The organism is Bacillus sp. DB-2 (assembly GCF_003315125.1).
In the GTDB taxonomy this organism is placed as follows: Bacteria; Bacillota; Bacilli; order Bacillales; family Bacillaceae_G; genus Bacillus_A; species Bacillus_A mycoides.
In genome coordinates this window covers 119,988-136,514 of the sequence record NZ_QNRN01000006.1, presented here as the reverse complement: position 1 = coordinate 136,514, position 16,527 = coordinate 119,988, and the positions used below count along the sequence as shown (strand labels likewise).

Sequence of the window (16,527 nt, the reverse complement as noted above, 5' to 3'; positions counted from 1 at the left end):
ACCTTTGCTATTGCTCTATCATTATTTCTTTAGAGCAGCTTCGTATGCTTTATATTCATCATCAGTCGCAGGTACTTTAATTTCACCAGCAGTGATTTTCTTCTCAAACTCTTCTATTTTTGTTAAAATTTCTGGGTTTACTTTTTTCACATTATCAGTTGTTTTCGCAATACCAACGCCATCATCTTTTAAGCCGAACTCTTCTACTTTACCGCCTTTTAACTTACCATCTTTCGCTTCTTGCGCTACTTTTGCTACTGCAACATCAACACGTTTTACCATTGAAGTTAAAGTTACGTTTTCAGGCATGCCTTCTTGATTTTGGTCACGGTCAACACCGATTACCCAAACATTTTCACCTTTTTTCTTACGATTTTTCGCTTCTGTGAATACACCGTTACCAGTTGCACCTGAAGCATGGTAAATTACGTCAACGCCTTGACCGTACATTGCTGAAGCTAATACAGATCCTTTTTCTGGCTTATCAAATGCATCAGCATATTGTGATACAATTTCGATATTTGGATTTACTGCTTTTGCACCAGCTTTAAAACCTGATTCGAATTTTGTAATTAACGGGCTCTTCACACCACCAACAAAACCAACTTTATTTGATTTTGTTGTCATCGCTGCTACAGCTCCAACTAGGAATGAACCTTCATGGTCTTTAAATGTAATACTTGTTACGTTCGGCTTCTTTACAACTGTATCTACAATCGCAAATTGCTCTTTTGGATACTGTTCAGCCACCTTTTCAATTGATTTCTCCATTAAGTATCCAATACCAAATGTTGTGTTATAATTATCTTTCGCAAATTTTGTTAAATTTGGAATGTAATCAGCATCTTTACTTGATTGAAGGTAACGATATCCTTCATTTTTCTTTAAATCGTTGTCTTTACCAAATTTCGTTAAACCTTCCCAAGCTGATTGGTTAAATGATTTGTCATCAACGCCCCCAACATCTGTAACCATACCAACCTTAAACTCTTTATCCCCTTTTTTGTCACTATCCGCTTTATCCGAGTTACCACATGCACCTAACACTGTACTTGCTGCTAACGTTAACGATAATAAAAGACCTGTTTTTTTCTTCATACTAGAAACCCCTCCTGAAATGTTTTGTCTAATGATTCATACGCTGCTGTCCCTTACTTCTTGCTGTCACCTCCCTAAAAAGGAACTTCCCTACATACGTTTTCTTAATACGTGGAAGCTAAACTTATCAGCTCTAAAGTAATTAATAGAATATAAGATTGGCTCATCATTTTGATCATAGTGCATTTGTTTTAAAACTAGCAGTGCCGTTTCAGGTTCACATTCTAAAATCGGTGAAATTTTCGGGTGATAACCAATCGGTTCAATGTGAGCAACTGCGTATGTGATACGCTTGTGCGTATTATTATGTATTACTGTAAGCAGCGATTCCTCATTGTATCCCGATAAATCTGGTAATATCTCTTTTGCCAGTTTATCAATGCAATATACAACTGGTTCCCCATCCGCTGTACGAACACGTTCAATCATTACTGCGCTAAAAGCATCTTCACAATTAAATTTCTCTTTTTCTTCTTCTGTTAAAGTTGTTGTAGATGATGATAAAAAGATTGTTCCTGGTGTTTTCCCCACACTAGAAATCATATCTGTAATACTAGAAAGTTGCTCTATTCCAGAAGAAAATAACGGCTTCGCATTTACAAATGTCCCTACACCATGTCTACGAATAACAACATTTTCTTCTTCTAAAATACGTAGTGCTTCCCTTAAAGTTGCCCTACTTACACCAAGTTCTTTCGCTAGATCAAACTCTGAAGGTAACTTTTGTTTTTCTTTGTAAGCCCCATCTTTAATTTTTCCTTTGATGTGATCAATCACCCGCAAATATAGGTGACGACTATCGGATTTTACTGACATAAGACTCCCCCGCATTTCAATTATTCGACCTCTGATGTAAGACTTCTTCTCTCTTTTTTCAACTTACAACATAGTATAAATTACTAAATACTAAAAATAAGCGTAATTATCGAATAAATATTAATAATTTTTCAAGATGAAATTTTCACACTTTATCCCATAAAAAAAACTTTGTACCATAAACATTTCTCATATAGAGAAAAAGTTCGGCACAAAGATTCCTTACATCCTTTGTTACACACTTTTCCCCTCATAGTCTAGCAATTCATGGTTGCCAGGTAGAAACTTATGGACCTTATCTCCAAGATTATATGAGGCAGTGATTCTTTTCGAAGTAATCTTACCACTTGCTCCCATATGTGTCAACAGAATTCAACATTTTTCTACATTAAATATCGAACGTTTCGAAAACCAAAACGATAAGCATTCGTATTCTAAAGAGCTCCCTATTATGTAAGCACTTTCTTTTCTGTTGAATATAGTATATAACAAAAACAGCATATAAAAAAGCCTAATTGTAAAACAATTAGGCTTTTTTTAAGAACTTTTTTCTTGTACATCTTTAATGAGTACTCCCCTTGGTTTACTACCTTCATAAGGACCTACTACACCATTCATTTCCATGGCATCAATTAAACGAGCTGCTCGCGTATATCCTACTCTAAATCTACGTTGTAACATAGAAACAGATGCTGTTTGCATTTCTACTACAAGCTGAACCGCTTCATCATATAATTCATCTTCTACTTCCTGCTTTGTTTCAGGAACATCTTGTGGAATCATATCCTCTTGATATTGCGCTTTTTGCTGCGCAATAACAGATTCTACGACTCTCTCAACTTCATCATCTGATAAAAATGCCCCTTGTACACGAACAGGTTTCGATGCACCAATTGGTATGAATAACATATCTCCACGACCTAGCAACTTTTCTGCACCACCACCGTCAAGAATCGTTCGAGAATCTATTTGGGAAGATACAGCAAATGCAATACGCGATGGAATATTCGCTTTAATAACACCTGTGATAACATCAACTGACGGGCGCTGAGTCGCAATAATTAAATGAATACCAGCAGCACGTGCCATTTGTGCTAAACGCATAATCGCATCTTCTACATCCGAAGAAGCAACCATCATTAAATCAGCTAACTCGTCCACAATTACTACAATATATGGTAATTCAGGTTGTTTCGCTTCCGATTGGCTATTATGTTCTTTAATATAATCATTATATCCTTCAATGTTACGCGTACCGCTATGCGCGAATAATTCATAACGACGCTCCATTTCACTCACAACTTTCTTCAAAGCCTGTGATGCTTTTTTCGGATCAGTTACGACTGGTGTTAATAAGTGCGGAACACCGTTATATACATTTAACTCTACCATTTTCGGATCAATCATCATTAATTTTACTTCATGCGGTTTTGCACGCATTAAAATACTTACAATAATTCCATTAATACATACACTCTTTCCACTACCAGTCGCACCAGCTACTAATAAATGGGGCATTTTATTTAAACGTGCCAATACAGCCTCTCCTGTAACATCACGTCCAAGACCGATTAATAACTTCTCTTCTGGGTGGTTATTCGCCTTTGAATCAAGAACTTCTCTCAGCGTTACCATAGAAACTTCTGAATTCGGAACCTCAATCCCTACAGCTGATTTCCCGGGAATAGGTGCTTCAATACGAATGTCTTTCGCTGCTAAAGCAAGCGCTAAATCATCACTTAAACTAACAATTTTACTTACCTTTACTCCCATATCAGGATACACTTCATATTTCGTAACTGCAGGACCTCTATGTACTTTTGTTACTTTCGCTTTCACACCAAAACTTTGGAATGTACGTTCCAATTTACGAGCATTTTCATAAATTTCCGCATTTTCATTTGTAACTTGCTTATTTTGGGGAAACTTTAATATATCAAGCGAAGGAAGCTTATAATCTTTATTTTCCACATTAGAAAATTGCATAGGAGGTGCTTTCGTTTCACCTTCTAGCGATTCAACGATTTTTTCTCCTCGTTTCTTGTGAGGTTGTTCTTCTGGCGCAGGCGGAACTGCCTCTTCAATAAACGGAGGAGTGATTAAATCATTTTCTTCTATCTGCTTTTCCGTCTCTTCACGTACTGGATAATTCTCAGTAAAATTCGAAATAATTGGTGGACCAATTTCTATTTCTTCTACTGGCTCAATAGCTTCTTCTTGTTCAGCAACACGTTCACGCCTCTTGCTTCTTGTTGTTTTTTTCTTTTCAGTTTGCTCGGCGACCCTTTGAGATTTCCAATCTTTATAATCCCCTTGCATGACTTGAAACTGACTTCTAAGAATTCTCCCTACCGGAGCAAGTACTTCTCCAATATGTTTATTTGTTATACAAAGTATTCCAAGAATAACTAAAATAATTCCAATGATATATGCCCCTACTTCGTCAAATAAGAAGTAGCACGTTGCGAACATCAGTGCACCGAACATACCACCACCTAAATGAACACTATCCGGGCCCTTTTTCATTTCAAGGAAGAAGTAATCTTTTGTACTAACAATTACAGAAGTATTTTGCACAGCTCCATCTTTCGTAAGCAGGTTAAATAATGTAATATGACTAAACATTAATATTGCTAGTACAATTAAATAAACACCTATTAGCCGTTTATTTAAAAGGTTGGGCCATCCCCGCTTTATTACAAACGCAACAGATAAAGCTATTACACCTAATACACCAATTATGTACCACTCACCAAAGAAGAAGCGAAAAAATAACACAAACGATTTCCCTACAACACCTAGCTGTAAAATCGTAATAATCGAAAGTGCAAAAAGAGTCAACCCGACGATTTCATAATACAAAGTTGGCTTTATCGTACGTCTTGCCTTAGCCTTCGTCCCTCTTTGCTTTTGTTTTGCCATTTCTTCACCTCGTGTTCTAAAAATTAAGTACAACTTTCTTATAAAAAAGCTCTACTTACATGTCTTTCTCTCTATTTTTCAGGTCTTTATATCTTCTATTTTTACACTTCTTGTAAAATGTTAAATAAACAGAAGAAAGCAGCCTACTCATGGCTGCTCAACCGTCTTGTTTTTTATATTATACCATAGCTCCTAAACAAAATCCTTCTTTTTGCTAAAAGGTAATTTTCTGTCCAGGCTCAAACTCTAGGTAGTGAGACGGATTCGTACTTAATACACGTACAATAGAGTAACATTGATTATCCTCCTCAGAAACCACTAATTCCACGCCATTTATATTCACAACTTTTTGGCTTTCGCATTGTGAATAATCGGCCGGATACACAAGTTGCTCTGGCATAATTGTATATAAAATCATTGTAGCATTGTCCCTTCTGTACTATTATCCTTGTGTTCATCAATTAATTCGTTTAATTTTCGAAGTGCGCTACCAATACCACCGACACCATCTATAAGACCATACTTCACTGCATCTCCACCTATTACATTCGTCCCAATATCTCGCGTCAAATTCCCTTTTGCAAACATAAGCTCTTTAAAACGATCTTCCGTTACTTTCGAATGCTTTGTCACAAATCGAATGACTCTTTCTTGCATTTTATCCAAATACTCAAATGTTTGTGGCACACCTATAACAAGACCTGTTAAACGAATCGGATGAATTGTCATCGTCGCTGTTTCGGCAATAAATGAATAATCAGTTGAGACCGCAATCGGTACACCGATTGAATGCCCTCCTCCTAAAACAAGAGATACAGTTGGCTTTGAAAGCGAAGCCACCATTTCAGAAATCGCTAATCCAGCTTCAACGTCACCCCCAACTGTATTTAATATTAACAGTAAGCCTTCAATTTTTGGATTTTGTTCAATCGCGACAATTTGCGGAATGATGTGTTCATATTTTGTTGTTTTATTTTGTGGTGGCAACTGAATATGACCTTCCACCTGCCCAACAATTGTTAAGCAATGAATACGCGATTCATTCATTTGTGGTACATTTGTCTGTCCAAGTTGCTGAATTTTCTCCACTATAGAAGCCTCTTTTGGAACTTCTTTCGGCTCAGCTTCTTTTTCTTCATTTGTATAACGATCACGTTCTGTCATATCGCATCCCCTTTCACTCGTATATAACTATTATTTCTTAAGTTATGAATTTCATTCGATAGGGTTAAAAAAGAAAAAGATCACCTGTAAAGGTGACCTTCCTTATACTTCCATAATAATCGGTAAAATCATTGGCTTTCTCTTCGTTTCTTCGTACAAGAACTGCCCTAATAATTCACGAATATTTTGTTTCAACATAGACCATTCAATTGTATATTCTTTAATTGATTGTTCAACAATCATACGTACAATATCTGTGGATCGTTCGATTAATGCTTCTGATTCACGAACATATACAAAGCCGCGTGAAATAATTTCTGGACCAGAGATTATTTTCTTTTCATCCTTACCTAGTGTTACAACAACAACTAAAATTCCATCTTGAGATAACATCTTTCTATCTCGAAGAACGATGTTACCGACGTCACCTACACCTAATCCATCAATTAAAACATTACCAGCTTGCACTTTACCAGCTAATTTTGCTTCATCGTCACCAAAAGCAATTACATCGCCTTTTTCTACGATAAAGATATTCTCTCTCGCAATACCTACATCTTCCGCTAAATACGCATGTGCTTTTTGCATACGGAACTCACCATGTACGGGTACAAAATACTTCGGCTTCATTAAATTTATCATCAGCTTTAATTCTTCTTGGCTACCATGACCTGAAACGTGAACTTTTCTTTCACCGTAATAAATAACCTCAGCACCAGATCTAAATAACAAGTCAATAATTTTTGATACAGATACTTCATTCCCTGGAATTGGAGAAGCTGCAATAATAACAGTATCACCTTTACGAATTGAAATTTGTTTATGAGCTTGCTTCGCCATTCTAGAAAGGGCTGCCATCGGTTCCCCTTGACTACCAGTCGTTAAGATAGCTACCTTTTTTTCCGGGAAATTGTCTATTTCTTGTAATGAAATAACCATACCTTCTGGAACATCTAAATAACCAAGACGTCTTGCAATATCTACCACTTTCACCATGCTACGTCCTACTACCGCTACTTTCCTTCCAGTTTCAGCAGCTGCATCAAACACTTGTTGAATACGATGTACATTGGAGGCAAATGAAGCAACAATAATACGCCCTTCTGAACTATAGAATACTTTAGAAATCTCTATACCAACTTCTTTTTCCGAACCTGTATAACCAGGACGTTCAGCGTTTGTACTATCAGATAACAAGCAAAGTACGCCTTCATTTCCAATTTGCGCCATTTTCCCAAGATCTGCTCCACTATTTCCGATTGGAGTTTGATCAAATTTAAAGTCTCCTGTATATACTACAGCACCTTTTGATGTATGGAAACAAACACCCACAGAATCCGGAATACTATGTGTCGTTCCGAAGAATGACACATTTGTTGAATTAAACTCTACTGTTGAATTCGAGTCAATTGTTTTTAAGTCTACACGGCCTAACATTCCTGCTTCGCCAAGCTTTTCTTGTATAAGTCCTACCGTTAATTTCGTCGCATATACTGGAATAGATAATTTACGAAGCACATAAACAATTCCACCAATATGATCTTCATGACCATGGGTAATAAATAGTCCTTTTACTCGCTCTTGATTTTCTACTAAATATGTAATGTCAGGAATAACAATATCAATCCCAAACATTTCATCTCCCGGGAACATCAATCCTGCATCTACAATAAAGATTTCAGAATCAATTTCAACACAGTACATGTTTTTACCGATTTCACCTACTCCGCCAAGAGCAAATACTTTAACAGACTCATTCTCTTTTCTCTTCATGTTGTTGCCTGGTTTAAAAATCTTGCAAACACTGATTTCACTAAAATTGCAGAGACACCAGGGGAAACTCTACAACCACCATATATTCACCGTCCAAGACGAATGTCCTTACCGTTATGCGATATCATGTCCTTGTTAATTTTTTAAACCAGGTTTCACCTCTCTTTCATTATATAAATCAAATATCTTATTCGATATGATATGAAAATTTCATTAAATCGTAATTTTTACCAATTTTGCTAAGCATACCCGTACTAAGCTACTTAGCCATATTATAACTGATACAAGAAATAGAACACAAGTTAAATTATGCGAAAGACAAGAGAAGACACTAAAATGAGATTATAATTTAAGAGGGCAAAATTCATATCGGTTTTACTATTTTCCCTACGTAATAAGAGTTTGATGGAAAAATATTCATGTAAATTCTTTACATAAACATGAAACGATATTCACTAAAAAAACCTTATCTCTGTAATCAGTTTCTTACTAATTCTCCCCCCTGCCATCCCCTTCTTATTACAGCCTATTAACTATAGCTAATTTTCATCACTTACATATAGTTAGTCAAAATAAAAATGACCTAGTTTCACACTAGGTCATTTTTATTAACGAGGAATAGATTGCATTACGGATTGTAACGTTATTCTTTCTTCTTCCGTTAATGGAAGAAGTGGCAAACGTACAGAACCTACATCTAATCCCACCATTTGTAATGCTGTTTTTACTGGTGTTGGGCTCGGCGCCATAAATAGTGCATCCGTTACTTTTACTAGTAATTGATGTAATTTCTGCGCTTTTTTGAACTCTCCAGCTTGGAATGCAGCAATCATTTCTTGCATTTCATTCCCGATAACATGAGATGCTACAGAAACAATACCTTTTGCTCCAATTGCCATAGCTGGTAATGTTAAACCATCATCACCGCTGTATACTGCAAAGTCGTCCGCTGTTTTTTCAATGATTTCTGTCATTGTTAATACATCGCCGCCTGCATCTTTAATCGCAACAATGTTTTCTATTTCTGATAAACGAACAACTGTATCAACGGAGATTTGTACAATAGATCGTCCTGGAACATTATATAGCATTACCGGAAGCGGAGTGCTTTCAGCGATTGTTTTAAAGTGCTGGTACATCCCTTCTTGACTCGGTTTATTATAATACGGTGCCACTAGCATAACTGCATCAACACCAACTTCAGTTGCCTTTTTTGTTAAATCAACAGAAGCATGCGTATTATTGCTACCTGTTCCAGCGATGACGGGCACCCTTTTATCGACAACAGATACGACATGGCGATATAACGCTACTTTTTCTTCTGATGTTAATGTAGGAGATTCTCCAGTCGTCCCTCCTACCACGATTGCTGTTGTACCGTTATCAATTAAATAATTTACCAATTTCGTTGTCTTTGCAAAATCGATATTACCATTTTTATCAAACGGTGTTACCATCGCGGTTGCAATTGTCCCAAAATCTATCATGATCTCACTCCTTATTGTTCCAGTTGCTTTTCTTTTGAAAGCTCAAATGCACTATGTAATGCATTCACAGCCTCCACTAAATCGGCTTCTTTTACAAGAACCCAAATTGTCGTATGACTATCTGCTGATTGCAGAATTTGAATACCTTTTTCCGCTAAAGCTGTGACAATTTTCGCTGTAACCCCTGGAATACCTGCCATTCCAGCACCAACGATAGAAACCTTCGCACAATGCTCTGTCACAACTGGATCATATCCAAGTTGCTTTAAAACCTCAACTGCACGCGCTGATACACTATCCTTTACTGTGTAAGCTACACCGGTAGGAGAAATGTTAATTAAGTCCACACTAATCCCTTCATTAGCCATTTCTTTAAACACGTGTTGTTGTAAATCATATGCAGTTTCTTTTGCAAGCACCTTAATTTGCGTTACGTTTGACACATGGGCAATCCCTGTAACAGGACGTTCTTCTACATCCTGCCCTTTTGTAGCACCATCATATGCCGCAATAAGCGTACCTTCACTATCCGAATACGTAGAACGTACACGAAGTGGTACTTTTGCATGCATCGCAATTTCAACCGCACGCGGATGAACAACCTTCGCACCCTGATAAGCCATGTTACAAATCTCGTTATATGTTACAGTTTGAAGATGACGTGCATCTTTTACGATACGAGGATCCGCAGTCATAACACCTTCAACATCTGTGAAGATATCGATATATTCAGCATGAAGCGCAACACCTAATGCTGAAGCTGAGGTATCACTACCTCCGCGTCCAAGTGTTGTCGTATCTCCATTTTTCGTTTGACCTTGGAATCCAGTCACGACGATAACATCTACATTTTGTAACTCTTCATGTATACGATCGCAATTCATTTCAATAATCTTAGCATTCGTAAAGTCATTATTCGTTACAAAACCAGCTTGCGCACCATTTAATGCTGCTGCTTTTATACCATTCTCATTCAACATGTTAGAGAAAACAATTGCTGAGATTAATTCTCCGCATGATAATAATAAATCTTGCTCACGTTTAGAAATATTAGATTCCTCTTGATTTACAAGACTTAATAACGTATCAGTTGCATACGGTTCACCTTTACGGCCCATTGCTGATACGACAGTAACTACTTTATAACCAGCAGCTAACGATTTTTTTATATGGTGAAGCGCATGCTTGCGCCCATTGTCATCACGTACTGATGTACCACCAAATTTTTGAACAATAATTTTCATATTTTGCACCTTCTCTTAGCCGTTTACACTAATTGTAATTTTACTAAGCGCTCTGCAATTTGAACAGAATTCCATGCAGCGCCTTTTAATAAGTTATCAGATACGACCCAAAGGTGGAATCCTTTATCATTATTTAAATCTTTACGGATTCTTCCAACGAATACTTCATTTTTACCTACTGCAGTAGCTGGCATTGGATATAACTGCTCTGCTGGATTATCTTGCAGTACAATACCTTCTGCATTTGCAAGTAAGTTTTTCATTTCTTCTACTGTTACGCCTTCTTTATCTACTTCAATGTACACAGACTCGGAATGACCCGATACAACTGGTAAACGTACACATGTCGCAGCTACTTCTAATTCAGGCATATGCATAATTTTTTTCGTTTCATTAATCATTTTCATTTCTTCGAATGTAAATCCATTATCTTGGAATTTATCAATCTGTGGAATAGCATTAAAAGCGATTTGGAAATGCTTTTCGTCACCTGATACAGGTAAAACATTCGCCTTTACTTCTTCGCCATTTAAGATTGCTTGTGATTGTTCATGAAGTTCTTCAATAGCTGCCGCACCAGCACCTGATACAGCTTGATATGTGGAAACGATTACTCGTTTTAGACCATATTGCTGGCGAACTGGTTCAAGAGCTACTACCATTTGAATTGTAGAACAGTTTGGATTTGCAATAATACCATTATGTTCTTTTAAATCATTTTCATTTACTTCAGGTACAACAAGTGGCACGTTTTCTGTCATACGGAATGCACTTGTATTATCAACAACAATTGCACCGCGCTTTGCTGCTTCTGGCGCTAATTGTTTCGATACAGATCCACCTGCACTAAATAGTGCAATATCTACTCCTTCAAAACTTTCAGGAGTTGCCTCTTGAACTGTAAATTCTTCGCCTTTAAATACAAGTTTCTTACCTGCAGATCGTTTAGATGAAAGTAACGTTAACTTCCCAATTGGAAATTCTCGTTTCTCTAAAGTATTTAACATTTGTTCACCAACTGCGCCGGTTGCTCCAACTACAGCGACATGAAAAGTTTTTTGCTTTTCCATCACTATGCCCCTTTCTAGATACCAATCCTTCTATAACTTAGAATTAGAAGGAGCTTACAATGCCCCCTCTAATCTTAATAACGTTAATTTTATCATATTCTACAGTAAGAATGATGGTTTCATCAAAAATTGTACGTTTTTTTCGTTTTTTAATTCATATATCTGAATTTTTCTACAACAACAGGTTGTAATTGTTTTCCTTGTAGCGCTTCTAATACTGTATCTTCAAGTAACTCCATACGAGCTACCATTGAGTTCGGTTTTTTCTCTGGTGCATCTTGGCCAAATGGTACAAAGTAGATGTCTTTTGTAGCCATTAGGCGCATTAGGTTGACGCCAACAGGGTGATGACAATATAAATATTTCTTCTTTCTTCTATTATATTGCCATTTCACATCCTGTAAATTTATTTTCATTCCCAAGCATATATATCATACGTTTTTTATTAATACAATAAACGAATTCAACAGTATTGTATTAATTTGGTTGGCAAGTTCTATTTCGATAGTGAGTTTATGAAAGCATAAACTGCCCCCAAACGTTGAGGATCGGATACGGTGTAATTTTTTCAAAAGCATACGGAGCGGGATTCTCTACAACCGTAATACATGTTTTCATATTGTTAAAACGCTCAAAACCCCTCTTAAGGATGCGATATTCGTATATCTTATTTATGTAATTTATGTTATGGTTTCATATGTTAATTAATTACGATTCATTTAAAAAGGAGGATACATAATGAAAGCAAAGAAACTAATAGCGTTAGCTTTACCTGTTATGTTATTAGTAGGATGTACAACGGACACATATGGACTTACACAGTCAGAGTTCAGAAAAGTGGACAAGGAATTTAAAGCAGATGAAATGATAGAACACATGAAGAAAATGCACTATAAGGACGAAGAGATAGAGAAACAGCTAAGAGGTGCATTAGCGCAATTGGAGTATGAAGAGGAACAAAGAAATGAGAAGAAGTCTAACAAGAAATCAACAAGCGAAACAGAAGTAGATGATAAGGAAGAAAATGCTATCGTGAAGGAAAACCAAGCAGGGTATGGTTCAAAGGGGTTAAAGTCACCGTTATATGTTTCTGCAACAGAATTTCCTGATATGATGTTTAAAGAATTAATAGACCTTAAATACGAAATGAGAGACTTAATTAAAGAATCAAAGGCAATTTCAGAAGATAGATATGAAGGCTCACCAAAGGATACCGTAGTAAGTATTCGTGGTCGGTTAGACGAGTTAGATAGGGTTGTAATACCTAAAAAGTATGCAGACTATGAATACATAATTAAAGAAGGTATAGAAAATATGAGAGACTCTTTACCTAAGATAGAAAAAGCGATTGATAAGTATGAAGATCCTAGTAAGGATAAGAAAAAAATAAAAGAAGAAGTAGACGATGCAATAGATGGATTAGATAGTGGAACTTATACTTGGCAACCCTTCTTTGCCGATATGAATGAGAAAGACCCTACTGCATTAAAAAGAGCAATTAAGTCCAAACAAGATGGTAGCAAGAAGGCTCATGATTCATTTGGAGAAGGTACATCAAGCACAACAGACGAGTCAATTAACTATACACCAAAGAAATAAAAGACCCTACTTGTATGTTTGAACTAAATAATAAGTATAGGCTATAAATAATAGCACTATTAATATTAAAGGAGTATGAGGTATGAAAGCAAAGAAACTAATATGTTTTTTAGCATTTCCACTTATGCTAGTAGCATGGGTAGGATGTTCTAAAGACAATTCAGAAGAGAAGAAGACTGATAATGTAAAAGTTGAAGATTATAAAAAGACTGACAGTGTACAAGATGCAGAGTCAGAAGATAAGAAGGACTCTAAGACAGTAGAGCTACGAGATAAGGATTTCATGAAGACTGTAGATGAAGAAATAGATAAAACACAAGATGCAGAGTCAGTAAGTAAGAAAGAAACTGGTGAAGATAGTAAAGAGGTAACAAGTAAAGAAAAATCAAAAACCGATAGAACATTAGCTGAAGAGCGAGCAAGTGAAGACAAACAAGTAATAAGAGAGGTTAATCCTCCTGTAACTCTAAAACAGTATCAAGAAAATATAGATGAAACTGCTAAAGAGGTAGCAAAGGAGTTACAAGCTACAAAACCAATATTTGCAAAAGATGAAACTTTAAAAGAAAATCAAGTTGAATTAAAGCAACAATTAGGGGTATTCAAGGAAAAGCTTGACAAACTAACAGCTATAGAGCCGCCGAAGGATTATGATTACTATCGAACACAATTAAGAGACGACGTGAAAGTAATTAAACAGTCAATAGACCAAGTATTTGTAGGTTTAGATGAAAATGATATAGAAAAAGCCGAAGCAAACTTAGGGGCTATGTTTGGGTATATTGACACGATGGGTTCTACATTAAATGAGATAAGAGACACACAAAATTAAGTATTCAAAGGGGTATGTGACAATAAAACGTAAAATGGGAGCTTTAGCATTACCTGTTATGTTGTTAGCAGGTTGTACAACAGAGACATATGGACTTACACAGTCAGAGTTACGAAAAGTGGACAAAGAATATTAATCAAGTAAGCTAACGATATAACAAGGAGGTTATTTCATGAGTTATGATACTATTGCATCGCTACAACGTATGCAACAACTACAGCAATCAGAAGCTGCCGCTGGAAAGAGAATTGTCTTGCAACGAATGTTTACGGGATTAGATATAATGTTGTTTATTATGGCATTAATCTTAGGCATCCCTACCTTTTCAATATCTTGTATATTATTTTTAATTTATTATTTCTCAATAACTAAAACATACTTAGTAAAGAATGTAGCTACTGGTGAAAAATTTAGAGTTAGCAAACAAGATTTCAAGCAATATAAAAGAGAATTTAAAGCGAAGGAAAAAGAAGTTAAAAAAATATCTGATTTATAAAGTGTGAAAGTAGGTGTGTTAACTTTATGAAAGTTGTGCGCTCTATATTTAACGGATTTCGTATATTAAGTAAAATCTTTAAACCTATATTAAAGGCATTATCTAAAAGTAAATTTTAATAGTATATAAACAAAAAAAGCCGCCCAACAGGACGGCTTTTTTTTACTTCACATACACATAGGCTTCATTTGTTGTTACATAGTATGTTTTACCCTGGCTGTTGTGTACTTTATATTGTGACGATCCATTGACACTTACTTTCGCATCAATTGTAAATCCTAACCCTGCATCCACAGAACCAGCAACATCTTTATCCTGCCAAGAAGCAGAATCATAGAAACGTAGGTTATCTACTTTAGAAACAACACGCTTTCCTACAATAGATGAATCTACTGTACTTTTCTTATTAAACTTCACATAAGATGGATCGTTTTTAATCCATTGCTCACCACCTAAGTTAAGCCATCCGTCCTTTTCTCCCCATACTTGATACGCTTCTGGTTTATTTAACTGACGAATCTTAGAATAGCTTGTACCAGGTCCTTTACGTAAATTAACGTTGTAACCTTCTATATAAGCAATACCATCTGTTACAGCTGTCGGAACTTCTGCTGGCTTAGATGGCTTATCAGGAACTGAAACATCTACACTGGAATTATTGTATGCACGTTGTACATCTGCTCTAAATTGAGCTTCTGAAATGCCATGAGACTTTAAGTAGTCAAGTGGATCTTCATGATCTGTACCACCAAGGTATTTTGTTACATCGTAGTGAGTCCATAATCCTTTTTCTACAGATAAACCACGGTCACGAAGGATTTTAGCAAGTAACTTCACGTATTTATCATAGCTGCGTTTGAATTTCTCGTAATCTGCTGTTTCGCAAAGCTCTACGTGTACAAAGCGTTTGTTTGCACCTGGTCCCCCACCATAAGCAATATATTTAGTATCAGCAATTTGAATCGTTTCATTCCAGTCTACTGCATAGTGAACAAATGCATTTCTCCATGTACGAGTTTCGTATTTTTGAATATTAATAGCTGGAGCTTCTGGAGTTGCTGTAGAATGTGCTACAACGCCCTCATAAGCACCTACACCATTACGGTATGGTTGTTTAGGTAAATCAGGAATAATAAGTGTTCTATCAGCAAAAGCACTTGTAGCAAAAGAACTAGCAAGTGCTAGAATCATAAGTAATGAGATAATATGTTTCATTGTCTTTTTCATTTAGCATCAACATCCTTTTTTATAATTTTGGTGTGGTCAAATAATCCACTTGCTGAGAGTCCAATGATGATTCCTTGAAATACATTCACTTTGATATCTCCGTCCAAAAATAAAACGCCTAGCACAATGCCAAGCGTTAAATTTAATAACGGAACGTATTTTGTTTGTAATCCAACTGTTTTTACAATCTGTGAAAGACCTACTACAATTCCAATCATCATGGCTAAACTAACCATTACATACCACCCCCCTTCAATAACAACGTAAGAACAGCTCCTACAATCCCACCAACAATAAGTCGCAAAATCCAAGTAGTATTTGCACTGATCTTATCTAGCTGCTTATTGATATTGATGATGTCTTTTTCATTACCTGTCGTTCGCATTTCTAAACTTTTAATCTCTAAACGAATGTCCTTAATATCTTGCTTGATTTCTTGAACATCGCTTCTTACTTCTTGTAATCCTTCCACTTTGACCACCTCATTTCAAAATAAAAAGAGAGACTCTTGTCCCTCTTTCGCAAATACTTTTATACTCACACCCTAAATTCCACCTTTGAGTATCAATCCCAAAACTGCCATAACTATAGCGCTAATAACAAGTCGTAAAATCCATGTGGTATTCAGACTGATTTTTTCTAATTGTTTATTGATTGTAGAAATATCTTTTTCATTTATAGTTGTACGGGTTTCTAGGTTACGAATATCTCGCATAATTTCTTTTTGTTCTGCTTTTAGGCTGTCGATTTTTGCATATACGTCTTCCATACATTCACATCCTTTTTTCGAAAAATCTTA

Annotated in this window: 16 protein-coding genes, 1 pseudogene and 1 riboswitch; of the genes and pseudogenes, 3 read left to right on the top strand and 14 right to left on the bottom strand. The window is 36.1% G+C overall.

Going from position 1 to position 16,527, the window contains the following annotated elements:
- Nucleotides 1-21: 21 nt before the first annotated feature.
- From DET63_RS12130 to spoVFB, 10 genes and pseudogenes are all read right to left on the bottom strand, one after another.
- Nucleotides 22-1,098 carry a BMP family lipoprotein gene (locus tag DET63_RS12130; protein WP_002066754.1) on the bottom strand — a complete coding sequence of 359 codons (1,077 nt, stop codon included), beginning with the start codon at nucleotides 1,096-1,098 and terminating at the stop codon, nucleotides 22-24.
- Nucleotides 1,099-1,188: 90 nt separating this feature from the next.
- A complete protein-coding gene (locus DET63_RS12125; RefSeq protein ID WP_002088063.1) occupies nucleotides 1,189-1,914 on the bottom strand; it encodes a GntR family transcriptional regulator in 726 nt (241 codons plus the stop codon).
- 233 nt (nucleotides 1,915-2,147) lie between these two features.
- Nucleotides 2,148-2,249: riboswitch (purine riboswitch) on the bottom strand.
- 202 nt (nucleotides 2,250-2,451) lie between these two features.
- The gene (locus DET63_RS12115) at nucleotides 2,452-4,836 is read right to left on the bottom strand and encodes a DNA translocase FtsK (protein WP_002014584.1); all 2,385 of its coding nucleotides are present in this window, start codon (nucleotides 4,834-4,836) and stop codon (nucleotides 2,452-2,454) included.
- Between the two features lie 214 nt (nucleotides 4,837-5,050).
- Nucleotides 5,051-5,254: a YlzJ-like family protein gene (locus DET63_RS12110; RefSeq protein ID WP_002088064.1), complete on the bottom strand. Its 204-nt coding sequence runs from the start codon at nucleotides 5,252-5,254 to the stop codon at nucleotides 5,051-5,053.
- Nucleotides 5,251-6,000 carry a translocation-enhancing protein TepA gene (tepA, locus tag DET63_RS12105; RefSeq protein ID WP_113936839.1) on the bottom strand — a complete coding sequence of 250 codons (750 nt, stop codon included), beginning with the start codon at nucleotides 5,998-6,000 and terminating at the stop codon, nucleotides 5,251-5,253. The genes DET63_RS12110 and tepA overlap by 4 nt, the downstream gene beginning before the upstream one ends.
- A 102-nt stretch (nucleotides 6,001-6,102) precedes the next feature.
- The gene (locus DET63_RS12100) at nucleotides 6,103-7,773 is read right to left on the bottom strand and encodes a ribonuclease J (RefSeq protein WP_002014581.1); all 1,671 of its coding nucleotides are present in this window, start codon (nucleotides 7,771-7,773) and stop codon (nucleotides 6,103-6,105) included.
- A 608-nt stretch (nucleotides 7,774-8,381) separates the two neighbouring features.
- Complete coding sequence (dapA, locus tag DET63_RS12095) at nucleotides 8,382-9,260, bottom strand: 4-hydroxy-tetrahydrodipicolinate synthase (protein ID WP_002014579.1); 879 nt, start codon at nucleotides 9,258-9,260, stop codon at nucleotides 8,382-8,384.
- An 11-nt stretch (nucleotides 9,261-9,271) separates the two neighbouring features.
- Nucleotides 9,272-10,504 carry an aspartate kinase gene (gene dapG, locus DET63_RS12090; protein ID WP_002137918.1) on the bottom strand — a complete coding sequence of 411 codons (1,233 nt, stop codon included), beginning with the start codon at nucleotides 10,502-10,504 and terminating at the stop codon, nucleotides 9,272-9,274.
- 23 nt (nucleotides 10,505-10,527) lie between these two features.
- Complete coding sequence (asd, locus tag DET63_RS12085) at nucleotides 10,528-11,574, bottom strand: aspartate-semialdehyde dehydrogenase (RefSeq protein ID WP_002014577.1); 1,047 nt, start codon at nucleotides 11,572-11,574, stop codon at nucleotides 10,528-10,530.
- A gap of 149 nt (nucleotides 11,575-11,723) precedes the next feature.
- Nucleotides 11,724-11,912 (bottom strand): annotated as a pseudogene (gene spoVFB, locus DET63_RS12080) (dipicolinate synthase subunit B); the annotation flags it as partial.
- A gap of 400 nt (nucleotides 11,913-12,312) precedes the next feature.
- Here spoVFB and DET63_RS12075 point away from each other — a divergent pair.
- The 3 genes from DET63_RS12075 to DET63_RS12065 all read left to right on the top strand — a co-directional run bounded on the left by DET63_RS12075 (nucleotide 12,313) and on the right by DET63_RS12065 (nucleotide 14,501).
- Nucleotides 12,313-13,173, top strand: coding sequence for a hypothetical protein (locus DET63_RS12075; RefSeq protein ID WP_181777912.1), 861 nt, complete (start codon nucleotides 12,313-12,315; stop codon nucleotides 13,171-13,173).
- Between the two features lie 82 nt (nucleotides 13,174-13,255).
- Nucleotides 13,256-14,005: a hypothetical protein gene (locus DET63_RS12070; protein ID WP_113936838.1), complete on the top strand. Its 750-nt coding sequence runs from the start codon at nucleotides 13,256-13,258 to the stop codon at nucleotides 14,003-14,005.
- 172 nt (nucleotides 14,006-14,177) lie between these two features.
- On the top strand, nucleotides 14,178-14,501 hold the full coding sequence (locus DET63_RS12065; RefSeq protein WP_113936837.1) for a hypothetical protein: 324 nt from the start codon (nucleotides 14,178-14,180) through the stop codon (nucleotides 14,499-14,501).
- A 162-nt stretch (nucleotides 14,502-14,663) separates the two neighbouring features.
- Here DET63_RS12065 and DET63_RS12060 read toward each other — a convergent pair whose 3' ends face one another.
- The 4 genes from DET63_RS12060 to DET63_RS12045 form a co-directional block, all read right to left on the bottom strand.
- Nucleotides 14,664-15,728, bottom strand: a complete 1,065-nt coding sequence (locus DET63_RS12060) for an N-acetylmuramoyl-L-alanine amidase (protein ID WP_113936836.1) — start codon at nucleotides 15,726-15,728, stop codon at nucleotides 14,664-14,666.
- Complete coding sequence (locus DET63_RS12055; RefSeq protein ID WP_113936835.1) at nucleotides 15,725-15,964, bottom strand: holin; 240 nt, start codon at nucleotides 15,962-15,964, stop codon at nucleotides 15,725-15,727. The genes DET63_RS12060 and DET63_RS12055 overlap by 4 nt, the downstream gene beginning before the upstream one ends.
- On the bottom strand, nucleotides 15,964-16,200 hold the full coding sequence (locus tag DET63_RS12050; protein WP_113936834.1) for a hemolysin XhlA family protein: 237 nt from the start codon (nucleotides 16,198-16,200) through the stop codon (nucleotides 15,964-15,966). Before DET63_RS12050 ends, DET63_RS12055 begins: the two co-directional genes overlap by 1 nt.
- Before the next feature lie 72 nt (nucleotides 16,201-16,272).
- Complete coding sequence (locus DET63_RS12045; RefSeq protein WP_002066685.1) at nucleotides 16,273-16,497, bottom strand: hemolysin XhlA family protein; 225 nt, start codon at nucleotides 16,495-16,497, stop codon at nucleotides 16,273-16,275.
- Nucleotides 16,498-16,527 lie beyond the last annotated feature (30 nt).

Coding starts and splice junctions, on each gene's coding strand:
- dapG (WP_002137918.1), bottom strand. CDS start 10,504: ATGAAAATTATTGTTCAAAAATTTGGTGGTACATCAGTACGTGATGAC.
- DET63_RS12125 (WP_002088063.1), bottom strand. CDS start 1,914: ATGTCAGTAAAATCCGATAGTCGTCACCTATATTTGCGGGTGATTGAT.
- DET63_RS12060 (WP_113936836.1), bottom strand. CDS start 15,728: ATGAAAAAGACAATGAAACATATTATCTCATTACTTATGATTCTAGCA.
- DET63_RS12075 (WP_181777912.1), top strand. CDS start 12,313: ATGAAAGCAAAGAAACTAATAGCGTTAGCTTTACCTGTTATGTTATTA.
- DET63_RS12130 (WP_002066754.1), bottom strand. CDS start 1,098: ATGAAGAAAAAAACAGGTCTTTTATTATCGTTAACGTTAGCAGCAAGT.
- DET63_RS12100 (WP_002014581.1), bottom strand. CDS start 7,773: ATGAAGAGAAAAGAGAATGAGTCTGTTAAAGTATTTGCTCTTGGCGGA.
- DET63_RS12070 (WP_113936838.1), top strand. CDS start 13,256: ATGAAAGCAAAGAAACTAATATGTTTTTTAGCATTTCCACTTATGCTA.
- DET63_RS12045 (WP_002066685.1), bottom strand. CDS start 16,497: ATGGAAGACGTATATGCAAAAATCGACAGCCTAAAAGCAGAACAAAAA.
- asd (WP_002014577.1), bottom strand. CDS start 11,574: ATGGAAAAGCAAAAAACTTTTCATGTCGCTGTAGTTGGAGCAACCGGC.
- DET63_RS12115 (WP_002014584.1), bottom strand. CDS start 4,836: ATGGCAAAACAAAAGCAAAGAGGGACGAAGGCTAAGGCAAGACGTACG.
- DET63_RS12110 (WP_002088064.1), bottom strand. CDS start 5,254: ATGATTTTATATACAATTATGCCAGAGCAACTTGTGTATCCGGCCGAT.
- DET63_RS12055 (WP_113936835.1), bottom strand. CDS start 15,964: ATGGTTAGTTTAGCCATGATGATTGGAATTGTAGTAGGTCTTTCACAG.
- tepA (WP_113936839.1), bottom strand. CDS start 6,000: ATGACAGAACGTGATCGTTATACAAATGAAGAAAAAGAAGCTGAGCCG.
- dapA (WP_002014579.1), bottom strand. CDS start 9,260: ATGATAGATTTTGGGACAATTGCAACCGCGATGGTAACACCGTTTGAT.
- DET63_RS12065 (WP_113936837.1), top strand. CDS start 14,178: ATGAGTTATGATACTATTGCATCGCTACAACGTATGCAACAACTACAG.